The sequence below is a fragment of the Pseudoalteromonas sp. B131b genome, from assembly GCF_037162545.1.
Classification (GTDB): Bacteria; Pseudomonadota; Gammaproteobacteria; order Enterobacterales; family Alteromonadaceae; genus Pseudoalteromonas; species Pseudoalteromonas fuliginea.
Window position 1 is genome coordinate 616,475 of record NZ_JARLUZ010000001.1, and the last position, 16,493, is coordinate 632,967.

Annotated in this window: 12 protein-coding genes and 3 pseudogenes; 12 read left to right on the forward strand and 3 right to left on the reverse strand. The window is 39.4% G+C overall.

Features of this window, described 5'->3' with window-relative positions; translation table 11 throughout:
* Positions 1-197: 197 nt before the first annotated feature.
* From cysG to cysQ, 6 genes and pseudogenes are all read left to right on the forward strand, one after another.
* A pseudogene (gene cysG / locus P4S65_RS02950) lies at positions 198-1,624 on the forward strand (siroheme synthase CysG).
* Positions 1,625-1,673: 49 nt separating this feature from the next.
* Positions 1,674-2,573: a sulfate adenylyltransferase subunit CysD gene (gene cysD, locus P4S65_RS02955; protein WP_337119543.1), complete on the forward strand. Its 900-nt coding sequence runs from the start codon at positions 1,674-1,676 to the stop codon at positions 2,571-2,573.
* Positions 2,573-3,997 (forward strand): sulfate adenylyltransferase subunit CysN, encoded by a 1,425-nt coding sequence (cysN, locus tag P4S65_RS02960; protein WP_337119544.1) that lies wholly within the window; start codon positions 2,573-2,575, stop codon positions 3,995-3,997. Before cysD ends, cysN begins: the two co-directional genes overlap by 1 nt.
* Positions 3,998-4,028: 31 nt before the next feature.
* Positions 4,029-5,753: an SLC13 family permease gene (locus P4S65_RS02965; RefSeq protein ID WP_337119545.1), complete on the forward strand. Its 1,725-nt coding sequence runs from the start codon at positions 4,029-4,031 to the stop codon at positions 5,751-5,753.
* Between the two features lie 32 nt (positions 5,754-5,785).
* Positions 5,786-6,378: pseudogene (gene cysC / locus P4S65_RS02970) on the forward strand (adenylyl-sulfate kinase).
* A gap of 9 nt (positions 6,379-6,387) precedes the next feature.
* On the forward strand, positions 6,388-7,158 hold the full coding sequence (gene cysQ, locus P4S65_RS02975; RefSeq protein WP_337119546.1) for a 3'(2'),5'-bisphosphate nucleotidase CysQ: 771 nt from the start codon (positions 6,388-6,390) through the stop codon (positions 7,156-7,158).
* A gap of 320 nt (positions 7,159-7,478) precedes the next feature.
* On the opposite strand, the gene P4S65_RS02980 is transcribed toward cysQ, so the two are convergent.
* Positions 7,479-10,262, reverse strand: a complete 2,784-nt coding sequence (locus P4S65_RS02980) for a P-loop NTPase fold protein (RefSeq protein ID WP_337119547.1) — start codon at positions 10,260-10,262, stop codon at positions 7,479-7,481.
* A 331-nt stretch (positions 10,263-10,593) separates the two neighbouring features.
* Here P4S65_RS02980 and P4S65_RS02985 point away from each other — a divergent pair, with 331 nt between their 5' ends.
* From P4S65_RS02985 to P4S65_RS02995, 3 genes and pseudogenes are all read left to right on the forward strand, one after another.
* On the forward strand, positions 10,594-10,917 hold the full coding sequence (locus P4S65_RS02985) for a helix-turn-helix domain-containing protein (RefSeq protein WP_096793893.1): 324 nt from the start codon (positions 10,594-10,596) through the stop codon (positions 10,915-10,917).
* Between the two features lie 9 nt (positions 10,918-10,926).
* The gene (locus P4S65_RS02990; RefSeq protein WP_337119548.1) at positions 10,927-12,168 is read left to right on the forward strand and encodes a type II toxin-antitoxin system HipA family toxin; all 1,242 of its coding nucleotides are present in this window, start codon (positions 10,927-10,929) and stop codon (positions 12,166-12,168) included.
* Between the two features lie 219 nt (positions 12,169-12,387).
* A pseudogene (locus P4S65_RS02995) lies at positions 12,388-12,854 on the forward strand (aromatic amino acid transport family protein); the annotation flags it as partial.
* A gap of 129 nt (positions 12,855-12,983) precedes the next feature.
* Here P4S65_RS02995 and P4S65_RS03000 read toward each other — a convergent pair.
* Both P4S65_RS03000 and P4S65_RS03005 read right to left on the reverse strand, forming a co-directional pair.
* Complete coding sequence (locus P4S65_RS03000) at positions 12,984-13,781, reverse strand: alpha/beta fold hydrolase (RefSeq protein WP_337119549.1); 798 nt, start codon at positions 13,779-13,781, stop codon at positions 12,984-12,986.
* Between the two features lie 159 nt (positions 13,782-13,940).
* A complete protein-coding gene (locus tag P4S65_RS03005) occupies positions 13,941-14,303 on the reverse strand; it encodes a DUF7674 family protein (RefSeq protein WP_007376280.1) in 363 nt (120 codons plus the stop codon).
* Positions 14,304-14,771: 468 nt separating this feature from the next.
* Here P4S65_RS03005 and P4S65_RS03010 point away from each other — a divergent pair, with 468 nt between their 5' ends.
* Genes P4S65_RS03010 through P4S65_RS03020 form a run of 3 tightly spaced genes read left to right on the forward strand, consistent with a single transcriptional unit; the run spans position 14,772 to position 16,460 of the window.
* The gene (locus tag P4S65_RS03010; RefSeq protein ID WP_008133429.1) at positions 14,772-15,449 is read left to right on the forward strand and encodes a phosphoribosylanthranilate isomerase; all 678 of its coding nucleotides are present in this window, start codon (positions 14,772-14,774) and stop codon (positions 15,447-15,449) included.
* Positions 15,450-15,507: 58 nt separating this feature from the next.
* Positions 15,508-16,212, forward strand: a complete 705-nt coding sequence (gene upp, locus P4S65_RS03015; RefSeq protein ID WP_337119550.1) for a uracil phosphoribosyltransferase — start codon at positions 15,508-15,510, stop codon at positions 16,210-16,212.
* Positions 16,209-16,460, forward strand: coding sequence for a hypothetical protein (locus tag P4S65_RS03020; protein ID WP_337119551.1), 252 nt, complete (start codon positions 16,209-16,211; stop codon positions 16,458-16,460). The genes upp and P4S65_RS03020 overlap by 4 nt, the downstream gene beginning before the upstream one ends.
* Positions 16,461-16,493 lie beyond the last annotated feature (33 nt).

The window sequence follows — 16,493 nt, forward strand, 5'->3', positions numbered from 1 at the left end:
ATAAGCTGATTATTTTACTTGTAACTCGTCGCAATCCCTTGTTAACTAACTCTTAGGCCTAAAAAGCCCACCCATTATAACTTTTGGTTATATCAACTTGGTTTTAATTATTTTTTACTTATTGATAGCCGCTATATTCTGCTTGCCAGAATAAAGCGTTTTTCTTGTATTTGAATTTGTTTAGGGGTGTTATTAACGTGCAGTATTTACCTATCTTTACCAAACTCGACAACAAACCAGTATTGGTTGTTGGCGGTGGAGAGGTCGCATTACGCAAATGTCGCGCGTTTTTAAAAGCGAGAGCAAGCGTTACCTTAGTAGCACCTTGGTTTTGTGATGAATTAAAAGAGCATGCACATAATAATGAAGTCACGCTTATTGATGCTTATTTTGATGAGTCGCATCTTGATGGCAAAATGTTAGTTATTGCGGCAACTGACCGCGATGAAGTAAACAACAACGTATTTGAGCTTGCCAATGCCCGCAATGTATTCGTAAACGTGGTTGATGACCAACCTAAATGTACGTTTATATTCCCATCGATTGTTGACCGCGACCCAATTACGATTGCTATATCAAGCGCTGGCACTGCGCCCGTACTTGCACGCCGCCTACGCGAAAAGCTCGAAACCTTGATCCCACAGCATATTGGCCCACTTGCAACACTTGTCGGCGGATTTAGAGACAAAGTAAAAAACGCTTTAAACACTTTTCTGACCGCCGCCAATTTTGGGAAGGCGTGTTCGACTCTTCTGTCGTCAGTAAAGTGCAAACCGGTGATACTCAAGCCGCACAGCAGCAACTAGAGCAAATGCTAGATGCTAAAGCAGAGCCTGAAGGCGAAGTATATGTAGTCGGTGCAGGTCCAGGCGATCCTGAGCTTTTAACACTTAAAGCACTGCAACTTATGCAACAAGCCGATGTGGTTGTATATGACTTTTTAGTCTCTGATGAAATTATGGAATTAGTGCGTCGCGATGCTGACCTTATTTGTGTAGGCAAGCGCTTAGGCGATCACAGTGTTGTTCAAGACGACACCAACCAAATGTTGGTCGACCTTGCTAAACAAGGCAAAAAAGTGTGCCGCATTAAAGGTGGCGACCCGTTTATTTATGGTCGTGGTGGCGAAGAAGTACAAGTACTGGCTGCTAACAACGTAAATTATCAAATTGTACCGGGTATTACAGCTGCTGCAGGTTGCAGTGCGTATGCGGGTATTCCGCTTACGCATCGTGACCATGCACAAGCCATTCAATTTGTAACTGGCCACTGTAAAAAAGACGGTCAAGAACTTGATTGGCAATCGCTGGCAAAAGCAAATCAAACACTTGCTATTTACATGGGCGTAATTAAATCGCCGCACATACAAAGCGAGCTTTTAAAGCATGGCCGCAAAGCCGACACACCGGTTGCCATTATCGAAAACGGTACACGTAAAAATCAGCGTGTGGTAACAGGCCAATTAGGCGAACTTGCCGACTTAATCCAGCGCAACAGCATTATATCGCCTGCGCTACTCATTATTGGCGAAGTAGCCGCCCTGCACTCGCAACTAGCGTGGTTTGGGAAAAACGAACAAACAAGCAGTTTTGCACAGCCGCTTACAGATGTATCAAATACATAACCGAATTTTAAATTTGTAACTTTTAATCATTTTAGTAGGACGACTAACAATGGCTTTAACTCACCTTCAGCAACTTGAAGCTGAAAGTATCAAAATCATGCGCGAAGTCGCCGCTGAGTTTGAGAACCCAGTAATGCTTTACTCTATTGGTAAAGATTCGTCGGTACTTTTGCACTTAGCGCGTAAAGCATTTTACCCTGCAAAAATTCCGTTTCCGTTATTGCACGTAGACACCAACTGGAAGTTTCGTGAAATGATTGAATTTCGCGACCGTATAGCTAAAGAATACGGCTTTGATCTACTGGTTCACAAAAATCCTGAAGGCATTGAAATGGGTGTAGGCCCGTTTACGCATGGCTCGGGTAAACATACTGACATAATGAAAACCCAAGGCTTAAAGCAGGCACTTAACAAATATGGTTTTGATGCTGCATTTGGTGGTGCACGCCGCGACGAAGAAAAGTCACGCGCAAAAGAACGTGTTTACTCGTTCCGCGACAAACACCACCGTTGGGACCCTAAAAACCAACGTCCTGAGCTTTGGAATACCTACAACAGCCAAGTTAATCTGGGCGAAAGCATTCGTGTTTTCCCGTTGTCTAACTGGACTGAGCTTGATATTTGGCAATACATTTACCAAGAAAACATCGACATGGTACCGCTTTACCTAGCAAAAGAGCGTCCTGTTGTTGATCGCGACGGCACCCTAATTATGGTTGACGATGAGCGTATGCCACTGAATGAAGGTGAAGTACCGCAAATGAAATCTGTACGTTTTCGTACATTAGGCTGCTACCCACTTACCGGTGCAGTTGAGTCAACAGCAAGTACTTTAACCGAAATTATTGAAGAAATGCTGCTATCTACGTCATCTGAACGTGAAGGTCGCGTTATTGACCATGATTCAGCCGGCTCAATGGAGAAGAAAAAACGTGAGGGGTATTTTTAATGTCTAGCCAAAATAACGATACATTTAACGAAGTAAAAGAAATAGGCATAGACGCCTACCTAGCACGCCAACAAGACAAAAGCTTATTGCGTATGCTTACGTGTGGCAGCGTAGATGACGGTAAATCGACATTGATTGGCCGCCTACTGCACGATAGCCACCAAATTTATGAAGATCAGCTTGCTGCCCTTCATAAAGATAACGAAAAAGTAGGTAACGCAGGTGAAGATCTTGACCTTGCATTATTAGTTGATGGCCTACAAGCTGAGCGCGAGCAAGGCATTACCATTGACGTAGCGTACCGTTACTTTTCAACGGCTAAGCGTAAATTTATTATTGCCGACACACCTGGGCACGAGCAATACACGCGTAACATGGTAACAGGTGCATCAACAAGCGATGTAGCCATTATTTTGGTTGATGCGCGTTACGGCGTGCAAGTACAAACCAAGCGCCATAGCTTTATTTGTGACTCGCTGGGCATTAAGCAGTTTGTTGTTGCCGTTAATAAAATGGATATCGTTGATTTTGACGAAACCGTGTATGAAAAAATTAAGGCCGATTACCTTAAATTTGCTGAGCAACTTAACGTATCAAACATTAAGTTTGTGCCCATGTCGGCACTTAAAGGCGACAACGTAGTAACACGCTCTGCACATACACCCTATTACACCGACAAGCCGCTACTTGAATTACTAGAAGATTCGCCAGCAGCCGAAACAGATACAGGCTTTGAAGCGCGCCTACCGGTGCAATATGTCGTGCGTCCTAACTTAAACTTCCGTGGTTTTCAGGGCACACTGACATCGGGCAAGATACATGTAGGCGATGCTATAAAAGTATTACCGTCGGGTAAAACATCAAGCATCAAAGAAATTGTTACCTTTGATGGCAACCTAGATAGCGCACAAGCAGGCCAAGCAATTACCGTTACCCTAAATAACGAAATTGATATTAGCCGAGGGGATGTAATCGTTCCTGCAAACTCAACGGTCGTGGTTACCAACCAGCTGCAAGCTAAAATTGTGTGGATGCATGAGTCGCCATTAGTATTAGGTAAAAGCTATAACCTAAAACTAGGCAGCAAAAACACCTCAGCTATTATTAAAAAGATTGATTACACAATTGATGTGAACACGCTTGAGCACGGCACTAGCGACTCATTACAGTTAAACGAAATTGCGATTGTAACACTTGAACTAACCGAAACTATTTTGGCAGACGAGTACCACAGCAATCACGAAACAGGCTCGTTTATCCTAATCGATCGCTTATCAAACCTAACAGTTGCTGCGGGTATGATTGAGCAAGTACTGCAAAGCCAAGCACAGCAAAGTAACTTTAGCGAATTTGAAGTTGAATTTAACAGCTTAGTACGCAAGCACTTCCCGCATTGGCAAGCGCTTGATATTTCTAAGTTATAAGTTAACTTTAGCCTGTTAGGAATTTAAAAGCATGGTAGAACAGCTCGTTTTAACAGGCATTATGCTTACCTTAGTCGGGTGCCTTTTTGGCACCCGTATTAATCCAGCATGGTTATTTGTAAGTGCCATTGGTACTAGTTATTTAACCGGATTAATTGATCTTGAAAGCATGTTAGTTAATTACGCTAACCCGTCGCTTATTACCTTGGTATTACTGGTATTAGTGTCGACAGCAATAGAAAAAACCACCCTAATTCAAAAGTTAGCGCAATCGCTATCTAAAGGTAGTTTAGTAAAATCGGTAACAAAATTGGGGTTATCAACCGCCTTTTTATCGTCGTTTACTAACAATACTGCCGTTGTTGCATCGCTTATTACCGCGATAAAAGACAATCCTAATCACTCCCCTTCAAAGCTATTATTACCGCTGTCGTACACTGCTATTTTGGGCGGCACTATTACGCTTATTGGTACATCAACCAACTTAATCGTCAATGGCTTTGCTGTTGATGCGGGCATGGCACCGCTGGGCTTTTTTGACTTTACCTTAGTGGGTTTGGGCGCGCTAAGCGTAGGCCTAATTACCATTTTAGTAATGCTTAAATACTTACCCGACAACGGTAAAAGCGACCAAGAAGTCGTGCCTTTTTACCTAGAAGGTAAAGTACAAGTAAACTCAAAATTAATAGGCCAAACCGTTGAAGAAAACGGCCTGCGTGATTTAAAAGACTTATTCCTTGCGGAAATCATTCGCGATGGCAGTCGTATTTGCGCAGTCACTCCACAGCAAATTATTCAAAAAGACGACGTGCTGCTGTTTGTAGGTGACATAAAATCGGTGCCATTACTGACTCGTTTCGACGGCCTAAAAGTAGTACACGAAAATCATCAAAAAGACATCGAACACTTAGTAGAAGTGGTTGTAAGTCAGTCATCAAAATTTATTGGCAAAACCGTAAAAGAAGCCCGCTTTAGAGAGCAATTTCATGCTGCTGTTATTGCCATTCGCCGTGGTCACGACCGCTTACAAGGCGGCCTTGGGCAAGTGCAATTACAAGCTGGCGACTCACTAATACTCGCACCAGGCAAAAACTTTTACACCTTGCCTAATTTAAAGCGCGAATTTGTATATATTTCAGGGTTTGACTTACAAGCCCACCTTGCGCCTAAACAATCAAACATTGTGCTACTAAGCTTTGCCGCAGTACTGGGTTTAAGCATTATTGGCATAGTGCCGCTGGTTAAAGGCTTATTAGTATTACTGATTGGCTTAATGCTCAGTAGCACTATAAAACTTAATGAAGTAAAACGCCGTTTTCCACTTGAGCTACTCGTGGTTGTAGGCAGCGCCATTGGCCTAGCTAAATTAATGATAGGCACCGGACTTGCCGGGCAAATATCCGACGCCATGTTTATGGTACTTGGGGGTTTTGGCCCGTACGGCGCATTTATAGCTATATTTTTAATGACCGTATTATTTACCGAGCTTATTACTAATAACGCCGCAGCAGCCTTGTCGTTCCCTGTTGCATACTCGCTCGCAGTTGGTTTTAATGTCGACCCGCTACCGTTTATTATGGCGGTTGCCTTTGGCGCATCAGCCAGCTTTATATCGCCATTTGGGTATCAAACTAATCTAATGGTTTATAGCGCGGGTAACTATCGCTTAAAAGATTACATAGTGATGGGCTTACCCCTTTCTATTATTTATTCAATCACGGTATTAACCTTGATCCCGCTGGTATTTCCGTTTTAATACCTGCGCTCACAGCATAAGAGACTCTCATTATGGATGAAAATATAGTTTGGCATAACTACGCAACGACAAAAGCACAGCGTAGTGAGCAAAAAAACATAAGCCCGCTATTTTATGGTTTACCGGCTTTTCAGGCTCTGGCAAAAGCACCGTAGCAAACGCACTAGAAGCGGCGCTTAATCAACAAGGTACGCACACTTACCTGCTCGATGGCGACAACGTACGCCACGGTTTATGCAAAGACCTAGGCTTTAGCGACGAAGACCGTATTGAAAACATACGTCGCGTAGGCGAAACCGCAAAACTAATGACCGACGCTGGCTTGTTAGTACTTACTGCGTTTATATCGCCTTTTAGAGCGGAGCGCGACATGGTGCGCAGCCTAGTAGACGACGGCGAATTTATCGAAGTATTTATCGATACCCCACTGGATGTATGCGAAAGTCGCGATCCAAAAGGCTTATACAAAAAAGCCCGCGCTGGAGAGATAAAACACTTCACGGGTATCGATTCAAGCTACGAAGTGCCAAACAATCCAGAAATAATTTTAGATACAAGTAAAAACACCCTAGACCAATCGGTTACACAACTGATAACGTATCTAAAACAAAAGCACATAATATAGGTTAACCCCATGAATCAAACCGAGCTACTAGAAGAAACCCTCATCCTTGCCCGCAAAGCAGGTCAAGCGATAATGGGAATTTACGAAAAGGATTTTAATGTTGAGTACAAAGCCGATGAAAGCCCCGTAACCGACGCCGATTTAGCAGCTCATAAACTGATTGTGGCAGGGCTTCAACAGCTCACACCTGATATTCCAATACTTAGTGAAGAAAACGCCGACATAAGCTGGGATGTACGCCAAACATGGAAAAGCTACTGGTTAGTTGACCCAATCGACGGCACTAAAGAATTTATTAAAAAGAACGGTGAATTTACTGTAAACATCGCCCTAATTAAAAACGGTAAGCCTGTTTTAGCCGTAGTTGATGCACCTGCCCTTGGCGTATCGTACTTAGCAAGCGATGCCATTGGCGCATTTAAAGACAAAGGCGATGAGCGAATAGAGCTTAAAGTAACAACTAAGCCTAATAAAGGGTTAATTCGTGTTGTAGGCAGCCGCTCTCATCCATCACCCGATTTAGCCGAATTTGTAAAATGCTTTGACGAGGTTGAAATGGTGTCTAAAGGTAGCTCACTAAAACTGTGCTTAGTCGCCGAAGGCAGCGCCGACATTTACCCACGCTTGGGCCCAACCTGCGAATGGGATACCGGAGCTGGCCATGCAATCGCACAAATAGCCGGTGCAAAAGTCACTAAGCTTGATGGCAGCCCACTAATTTATAACACCAAAGATGAGTACTTAAATCCGTATTTTGTGGTTAGTGCGATAGAAGAGTAAGGGCCTAGACCTGTTAGCGGTTACTTCAAAAGTAGCTCGGCGTTAAGTTATTTGTAGGTCGGGATTTATCCCGTTATTTTGTCGGGCTAAAGCCAGACCTACAAAAGAGCTGCACCGCAAGTACAAACACTGTATTTCGTGGGGATACATTTAGCTCTGATAACCAATATGACATTCAGCGAAACCCAGAATGCTGAGCCATAAGCTGCATATTCCGCCTCGTAGGAGATAGCTTTAGCCACGAACAAACCTAAACTGTACTTTATTTAAAAAGATAATTTCACCACAGGTACACTATAGCTTCGCGCTGTAATAAAGTTTTAATATTTGTCTAAACCTAATCTTTTTATGGCTTTATCTATTAAATTAGTATCTTTTTCATTAACTTTTAATTCAGAAAATCTTTCACTGAGATCTCTTTTTTTCTTACTCGAAAGAGCTGATATATACTCTCGAAATGTGTCTATTTCATTTCCGTAGTTACAGTTATTTGCTTCATCTATTAAATATCTTATAGACCAAATATTTTTATTACTAATTAAAACGTCTAGTTCATTTTTAATTTGTATACTAGTAAAACTAAGTTTACTAGAAGCTAGCTGCGACCAAGTCAAAAATTTTATGCAAATGAGGAAAGAATTTTTGGATAACTTATGCGCATTTCTATTTAAAAAATTAGCTATATTAATGTCCTGAAAAAGTTCATTACTATAGCTTGCAGCTTCCCTTCTATCTCCTTCATCTTTAAACTCTACGGAATCTTTTCTATTAAAAATTTGCAGTAATCTTTCCAATTGCCGCTCAAGCAACTTTTCTCCACTTTCTAAATTGACCAACTTGATTAAAACACTTTCCAAATTACCACTATCGATAGTTTGCTTTGTATACTCTTCAAAAAGGCCTTCATTTAAAAAGCCATTTGGATCTTTTCCAATATTATCTAAAACATCAAAAACTATTTGTTCTACTCTATCTTGGTTTTTATCACATGAAAAAAGTATGCGCCCAAAACGTTTAAATGCCTCTTGCCATCGATAATCACTACAAATATTTTTTGCTAATTCTTGAGTTGATAAAGATTTTATAGAATCAATAACAATCTGATCTCTTAGCTCATTTTCAGGGACTGTTTCCAGTAAAATACGATTTAAATAATCAACAGTATCTAGTTTTACACCTAAATGTTGCTCGCCACTATTTTTATCACTTTTTAAACCATTTCCGCTTTTATTAGTTATATCTTCTTTAAGATTTAGTAATTCCTTGAATAAAGCATTGTAAACATGCGTAGCTTCACTATTTGTAAAATCAGCTATCAAGTTTGAGAGGGTTTCATTTATTGTTTTTTGCTTTCCATCTTCTGTTTTAGCTACTGGTAACGGTTTAACATTAACTAAGCTTGTGTACGAGTTTACAAAAGCATTAAATAACGCAGGCTCAGCCTCACGTAATGTAGTGAGTAATAACAAAGAGCCAAAATCGACCTCTCCCAATAACTTTTCTTTAGTCCAACACTTACTTACGCGTCGCATCACTCGCTTCAAAACTCGAATTGAAACTATAAAGTTATTAGAAATAATAGCTGGCTGATAAAAAGTCTGACGAAAGGTAAGAGGGGTTTGGTTGAAATATTGTTCAGAACTACTTATTGAAGAATGTGTTAACAACATATCATTCTCGAATACTTCTTTAGTGCATAGCTTTGCCCACTTACATAAAGTTTTCTTTGAATCTTCGGATACTATCGTTTCGATGTGATCGGCCAGCTTGCTTTGTACTTCAATATACAAGGACTTCTCATTACCCATCGCGACGATAAAGTTAATATTACTTAAGTTTTTATCTTTCAATCTATCCAGCAGCGCGGCTATATCATTCAAACGTTTTTCGTTTTCATCGCCTGTTCCGCGATCTACATCTTGTAGGGTAATGAGTAATTTATGGTTAGTTACTTCAAGAACATCATTAAGTTTTTGAAAACTTCCTTCAATTTCCACAGGGCCTGCGAGTAACGTAGATGCAAACTGAAACACACTACCACCCGACTTTAGTGCTTCAGTGTAATGTTTAGGTAGTGCACGGAAGGCACACATATCAATATATTGGCTTATATCATCAATAATATTGCTGAGTATCACATGCGCAACACTGCCGCTGGCTGCGCCCCAAGTTGATATATCGCTGCGTATCCAAATACTCTCTTTTTCAGAGTTTTTTGCTAAATCATTCACAATACTTTCGACGATACTGCTTTTTCCGCAACCATAAGGCCCACATAAAGCTATGTGCTGCGCTAAATCCTTTTCATACTTACCACCGCCATTTTTTAACCGTTCGGTGATCCGCGTGGCGTAAACCTGTAAATCGGGTTCTAATTCCTCTGTGCTTTTAATAGTTGAATCGTCTTTAAACCAATTTTTAAACTGACCTAATGTTTTAAAATCACTAGGGTTAACACTTGTCGTACGCTCTAAAGTTATTTGATTACGCTTCCATTTAGCTTTAATGCATTCATTTATATATTTGATTATCAAAAATATTGCAGAGAATATGTAAATATCTACTGTTATAAAAAGCGGCCAACTAAAGCCTGCATGACTGATATGCCAATAAATGAAAGCTGTACTAATCACTGCGATAAGAGAAAAGCATACAACTAAATTAAGGCTAATTCTTTCATTGCTTTGTTGATAAGCTGTAATTATGGAAGAGCCTAAAATTAATACGATGAAATACTCAAAACAAGAAGTAGCAGCTATTAACTCTTCTTGGTTTGAAGTGAAATAAAAAATCGACCCTATAATAGTTACCGACAACCATAAGCTTATTGTCACTGGCGGATATCGCCAGCTAAACCTAATACTGCGTTTAGGGTGAGATATATAAAACTTATCAAGCAGCAGCTTGATGCCAATACCCGCTAAAAATGCGCTGCTGTAATGCAAAATCGGATTAGCATTTAAAATAGTGCCCAAACTCGAATATGTCTTTTGTACAAAACCGACTTTACTTAAAAATACAGTAATTGTTGCGGCGGTAATTGCGCACAATAAAAGAGAAAGCCAGCGTGTGGCTGTAATGGGGAGAGTTTTAACTTGCGACAATTTAATATCCTTATCAATACGTTACTTTGCCAGTGTATATCAATTGAACATTATTGAATAAGCAAGTTTAATAAATAAAACCGCCTATCTTGGCTTTGCGGCTCGCATGACGCTATGACATGTTGGGTTTCGCTTCGCTCTACCCAACCTACGTTTTTACTTAAAATGAAACTATAAATTCAATAAAACCTATTTTATGAAATTATTATTTCATAAATTGAGCTTTAAGAATCAATTACTGTTTGGGATATTAGTTATTCAAGTATTTGACTAATCACAAAAATGAAACTATATTTTCACTTAACATTAGTAAATGAAAATATAGTTTTATATGAATAAAAGCGATAGCCATTCATTAGTTAAGCGTGGAGCCACTGTATTCCCGCGTAACCTTAAAATACTCCACAACTTGGGTGAAAATATTCTACTCGCGATGAAACGACGCGGGATCACCCAAGAAGTGATGTTCAATAGGACGGGAATTTCTAAGCCAACACTTCGCAAAATAACTAAAGGCGATCCTTCCGTGTCTATTGGGCATTACGTAAATGTTCTTGCCGTTTTAAATCTTCTGGAAGACTTGAGCAAAGTAGCACTTGATGATGAATTAGGTAGAAAGTTGCAAGACATTGAGCTTTTAAATAAAAAACGATAGAGGTTACCAATGGAAATTTTTGTTTACGCCGATTGGCTTATTACTGAAAAACCTTTATTTTTAGGAACACTAAGATCGTCGGTTATTCGCGGTAAAGAGCATTTTAGCTTTAGTTATGACAAAGATTGGCTCGTCTCTAAATTTGCACTTCAAATAGATCCAACATTGCAATTATATGCTGGAGAGCAGCATGCTACTGATGACAAAAATTTCAAAGTGTTTTTAGATTCGTGTCCTGATCGATGGGGCCGCTTATTAATGCAGCGCAGAGAAGCCGTTATTGCGCGTAACGAAGGGCGCAAAGCAAATGCACTATTTGAAACGCATTATTTATTAGGAGTTCATGACTCTTTCAGGATGGGGGCTTTAAGATTTTGCACTGCTCGTGATGGCAATTTCCTTGATGATAATGAAGACTTTTCCACACCAGCCATAACCTCGCTGCCAGAACTTGAAAAAGCAGCTAAAGGTATTGAAAGTAAACCTGACTTTGAAAATCCTGATTATTTAAAATGGCTGAACATGCTCATCTCACCGGGTTCTTCACTTGGTGGCGCAAGACCAAAAGCATCTGTGAAAGATATTGACGGCTCTTTGTGGCTAGCTAAATTTCCTAGTCGTTATGATGAATATGATATTGGCCTATGGGAGTATATAGTTTACAAAATGGCGCTAAATGCTGGAATTAATATGTCTGAATGCAAGGTGCAGACTGTTGGCTCTGATCATCATATTTTTCTTACTAAGCGATTCGATCGGCTAGAAGGTGGACATAGACTGCTATTCACTTCTGCTATGACACAGCTAAAGTACTTTGATGGCAACGACGACGGAGCAAGTTACCTTGAGTTAGCTGAATTTTTAATTGAAAATGGCTCTAATACTCAAGAAGATTTAAAACAGCTTTGGACGCGTATGTTATTTAATATCATGGTTTCAAATAGTGATGATCACTTACGTAACCATGGCTTTATTTTTGATACTACAGGTTGGCGTTTATCTCCCGCTTACGATATTAACCCTACTCAAAACGCTACGGGATTACATCTAAATATTGATGACAAAGACAATGCTTTAGAAATAGATCTAGCGTTTGAGGTTGCACACTACTTTCAACTTAATGTTAAAACTGCTAACGAAGTCTATACGCAGGTTAAAAATGCGGTTCAAGAATGGAATGAACTAGCAAAAAATCTCGGCATTTCGCAAGGCGAGCGAGACCTAATGAAAGACTGCTTTATTATTCAATAAATCAAATTAGAATCATATTTAGGGTTATTATTTTTTAGGGGATTGCCTAACCAACGCTCCTTGTCGCTCACTTTTACACCGCTGCTTCGTATTCATGACACTTACCTTCCAATTGGGTCTAATTAATTAGTCTACAAATCCCCACAAAACATGAAATTTTTAGCTAAAAACTATATTTTTCTGCACAATTGTTATTTTAAATAATGGATGAGCACACACATGACAACACCTCAAGGTGTAACGCTTTCAAATACATCAATAAATAACACACTCTTTTACCTCAAAATAGAACCAGCACGATATACAATGGACGCTAAGTCTATATGGCACGGCCGTTGGTGCGGGTACTTTATTTTTACCTATTAATATTGGCATTGGCGGTTTTTGGCCGTTAATTATTATGGCGTGTTTAGCATTTCCAATGACCTTTGTGCCCACCGAGAGTTAGCGCGTTTTGTACTTTCATCAAAAAATAAAGATGCCGATTTTACCGATGTAGTTGAAGAGCACTTTGGTGTGACTGCAGAACGGTTAATTTCTTTATTGTACTTTTTATCTATATTCCCAATTTTGCTTATTTACGGTGTGGCTTAACCAATACTATTGATAGCTTTATGGTTATTCAAATCGGGATGGAATCGCTTTCTCGCGTATTGCTTTCAGGCCTATTGGTTGCGGGTATTATCCTTCGGATCTTGTTTTTAGTTTAGGACGAAAGTCAAAAGAAAGATCTGCTCCAGTTTACTCATGATGGCTGTTATAAATTTTTACTAATTACCTACCATTAACTGAAAGCTTTTTAAAAGCAACAACCCTTAACGATTTTGCTGGGCGATAAACGCAAGCGAGTGCTGATTGAATAAGTCAGGACGTTCCACATTGCAAACATGGCCACAATGGTGAATAGTTTGCAGTACGCTATTTTTATGACGCTTAACCATTTCTTTAACAGGGCCAAGGAACATATGATCTTCTTTGCCCATAATGTACAGAATGGGAATATCAATGTCTTTTTCTTTGAAATATTGCATTAAAGGATTTACATCCATGGCTAATTTAAACCATTTTATAAACTCTTTTTGGCACAAGCGCTTTGCTTCACGAACAAACAAAAGTCGAGATTCTTTATGACGCTTTTTCGGCATCATAATAAAAGCAAATAAGCGATACAGCCACATATAAGGCAAGAAGTGTTTAAAAGTATTACCTAAATAAACCAATGTATTACTGCGAGTATTAAAACGAGTAACCGCTCCACCTAGCACCATGCTAGAAACATATTGCGGCGCAATTTCAGCAATATTTCGAATAAGAATTGTACCCAATGAAATACCAACAAAGTGTGCGCTGGTGATATTGTTATGATCTAACACATCGATAATGTCTTTAGAGACATTATTAAATGAATAATTATTATCAACAAAGTTTTGTAGTAGATTATTCGATTTGCCGTGACCGCGAAGATCAAGCAACAACACATTATATTCTTTTTTATACGCTTTAAGCTGACGAAACCAGATTGCCGAACTACCACCAGCTCCATGGACAAATACAACCCATATTTTACTGGTTTCGTGCGCAAAAGTAGTATGGAAAAGAATTTCTTTGCTCATTGCAGTTAGCGGCCTGTTTACTTCATTTGGCATATTCAATTGCAAGAAGTATAACGGAGTTTAATAAAAATCTCTCATGAAGTTGAGATCAATGGCTTCTACTTAACAGCTTTTCGGAGCAGATTTTGATTTTTAAATAAAAACGACTTGCTTCTATTCTCAACGTATTTTAGGCGCTTGTCCGTGAAAATCTAAATACAGTTTTTTAAGTTTGTCAGGAACAAGTGGCCAACCTATTTCAATTCCAATGGGAGTGGCCTTGCAAAATAAGTGCTCAACGTAATAAGTGTCTATGTACTCAAGTTCAGCAGGACTTGCAGAGTCTAATTTTAGACTCATATATGACAAGTGCTTTAGAGCATTAGTGACTTTATTTTCGTTGAATGCAAAAGTTGTTAAGTTTGCAAACTCTTCCATGCGAAAAGTAAGCGCCCAACTTTCGTGTTTATCCATTAGCGGGATCACATCTGGAAACTTACATTGTATATCCTTAATGAATCTTATTATTTCTTGCTTTTCCATATACTCCCTTGCTGCACATAGTTATAAAAATACCATTGTACCAGCTAAAAATAGTTGGCTAAAATTTTGTGGGGCACGGACAAAGCCAACTGTTCTTGCCCGCGTTTACGACCTCGTTAACTTAACGTTTTGATAACCATACCCACACCATATAATTTTTTAAATGCCTAAATATTGTTTTTATTTAAGACTTACGCTCAATACGTTAAGTTTTTTTAAGGCCTCAAACTATTTTTTAGTAAGCTTCCAATCGCCCTGCACCACTTCAAAAACCCACTTAAACTATTGCTTATGTTAACTTTTTAAATAATTACGATATAAAAATATCAGTCTTCAACAACTCTATGAAACAGCTAAACGTATATTAATTTAATATCTTCACATAAAGATACTTGACACAAAGTTAATTCTTACATATCTTTACGTCGAGATTCTTTACAACCCTTTAACTTTAAATTGGAGAACATTATGAAAAACATTATTCAAGTAGCTGGCATTATCGACCGAGAAGAAGCAAATCTAATGCTGGAGTCTGGCATTGAGTGGCTTGGCTTCCCTTTGCGCTTACCTTCTGGAAAAGATGATATTTCTGAAACAGATGCAATGAGCATTATTAAAGGCTTAAGTGAGCCTCAAGCCGGTGTGTTAATTAGCTATATGGTAGATGCTGAAGAAGTGAGCGGTTATTGCAGTGAACTAGGTGTAAAAGCAGTTCAACTACACGGTGATATTAGTGTGGCAGAAATGAAAAAGCTTAGAGAGCTGCGCCCTGATCTTTTCTTATTAAAAAGCCTTGTTGTGAAAGAAGACAATGCTGAAGAGCTGTTAGAAATTGTTGATACCATGGCTGACTTTGTTGACATGTTTATCACTGATACGTTTAACCCTAAAACGGGTGCTAAAGGCGCTACTGGTTTAACGCATAACTGGGACGTAAGCGCTGAACTTGTTAGACGATCTCCAAAACCTCTAATGATGGCTGGCGGTTTAACGCCTGAAAATGTAGCTGATGCAATCTATAAGGTTAAACCTGCCGCAGTTGATTCACATACGGGATTAGAAGGTAGCGACGGCAGAAAAGATGCCGCTAAGGTGAAGAAATTCATTCGCGAAGCTGAAAAAGCATTTTCGGAGATCAATGCTTAATATAATTCACTGCCAGATTAACACCCCTAATCTGGCAGACTCAAATAGGGAGAGCGTTATGAATGCAAATCAAGTTATTCAAATATATAAAGAAGACTCACAAATACTCTCAAGTAGTGTGATCGAGTTACCGCAAACAAATAGACTAAAATACCTGCATGCAAAAATGCGTGACAAGGTAGCTAGTAAAAGCCAATTCATTTTTTATGCTGATCAAGTGTTTCGTCTGCTGATTGAAAAAAGCTTAGAATTAGTACCATTTAAAGATCTCGATGTAACTACTCCCGTGGGAGAAACATACAAAGGCAAGAAGTTTGCAGATCCAATATGTGCCGTTTCTGTGGTTCGTGCTGGTGAAAGTATGGAAAATGAGCTGCGTCATATTGACTTAAAAATTCCCATCGGAAAAATTTTAATACAACGCGATGTCGTCACAAAATTGCCAACTCTTTATTATTCAAAACTTCCGGATCATATCGCTAAATGTCGCGTGCTGATATTCGAACCTATGTTGGCGACAGGCGGCTCTGCAATTTGTGCTATTCAGGTGCTTATAGATGCTGGTGTTTTAGAAGAAAATATCATTTTTGTTAATCTTTTGTGCTCCCCTGAGGGGATTCAAAAAGTTACTCAGCAATTTAAGAAAATTCAAATAGTCACGTCTTCAATTGAAGAGTATCTAAATGGAAACGCATTTATGATACCTGGAATTGGCGACTTCGGAGATCGCTACTTCGGTACGACCGATGTGGGGGCCGTATGACAAATAAACAACTAATACTTTGGATGTTAGTTGCTATGATTGCCCCAACAATTTGGGGCAGTACATACATAGTAACGACCGAGCTGTTACCGCCAGATATGCCTTTAATAGCGTCAACACTTCGTGCTTTACCTGCTGGTATTTTATTAGTACTGATTGGTCGAAAGCTACCTAAAGGCATCTGGTGGGTGCGTTCTATCGTGCTTGGCATACTTAATATTGGTGGCTTTTTTACTGTTTATTTGTAGCAGCCTATCTATTACCCGGTGGTGTAGCTGCAC

What these genes read in the sequence shown, in the direction of transcription:
- cysQ (WP_337119546.1), top strand. Translation starts at nt 6,388, where the DNA reads ATGAATCAAACCGAGCTACTAGAAGAAACCCTCATCCTTGCCCGCAAA.
- P4S65_RS03005 (WP_007376280.1), bottom strand. Translation starts at nt 14,303, where the DNA reads ATGGAAAAGCAAGAAATAATAAGATTCATTAAGGATATACAATGTAAG.
- cysD (WP_337119543.1), top strand. Translation starts at nt 1,674, where the DNA reads ATGGCTTTAACTCACCTTCAGCAACTTGAAGCTGAAAGTATCAAAATC.
- upp (WP_337119550.1), top strand. Translation starts at nt 15,508, where the DNA reads ATGAATGCAAATCAAGTTATTCAAATATATAAAGAAGACTCACAAATA.
- P4S65_RS03010 (WP_008133429.1), top strand. Translation starts at nt 14,772, where the DNA reads ATGAAAAACATTATTCAAGTAGCTGGCATTATCGACCGAGAAGAAGCA.
- P4S65_RS02985 (WP_096793893.1), top strand. Translation starts at nt 10,594, where the DNA reads ATGAATAAAAGCGATAGCCATTCATTAGTTAAGCGTGGAGCCACTGTA.
- P4S65_RS03020 (WP_337119551.1), top strand. Translation starts at nt 16,209, where the DNA reads ATGACAAATAAACAACTAATACTTTGGATGTTAGTTGCTATGATTGCC.
- cysN (WP_337119544.1), top strand. Translation starts at nt 2,573, where the DNA reads ATGTCTAGCCAAAATAACGATACATTTAACGAAGTAAAAGAAATAGGC.
- P4S65_RS02990 (WP_337119548.1), top strand. Translation starts at nt 10,927, where the DNA reads ATGGAAATTTTTGTTTACGCCGATTGGCTTATTACTGAAAAACCTTTA.
- P4S65_RS02965 (WP_337119545.1), top strand. Translation starts at nt 4,029, where the DNA reads ATGGTAGAACAGCTCGTTTTAACAGGCATTATGCTTACCTTAGTCGGG.
- P4S65_RS03000 (WP_337119549.1), bottom strand. Translation starts at nt 13,781, where the DNA reads ATGAGCAAAGAAATTCTTTTCCATACTACTTTTGCGCACGAAACCAGT.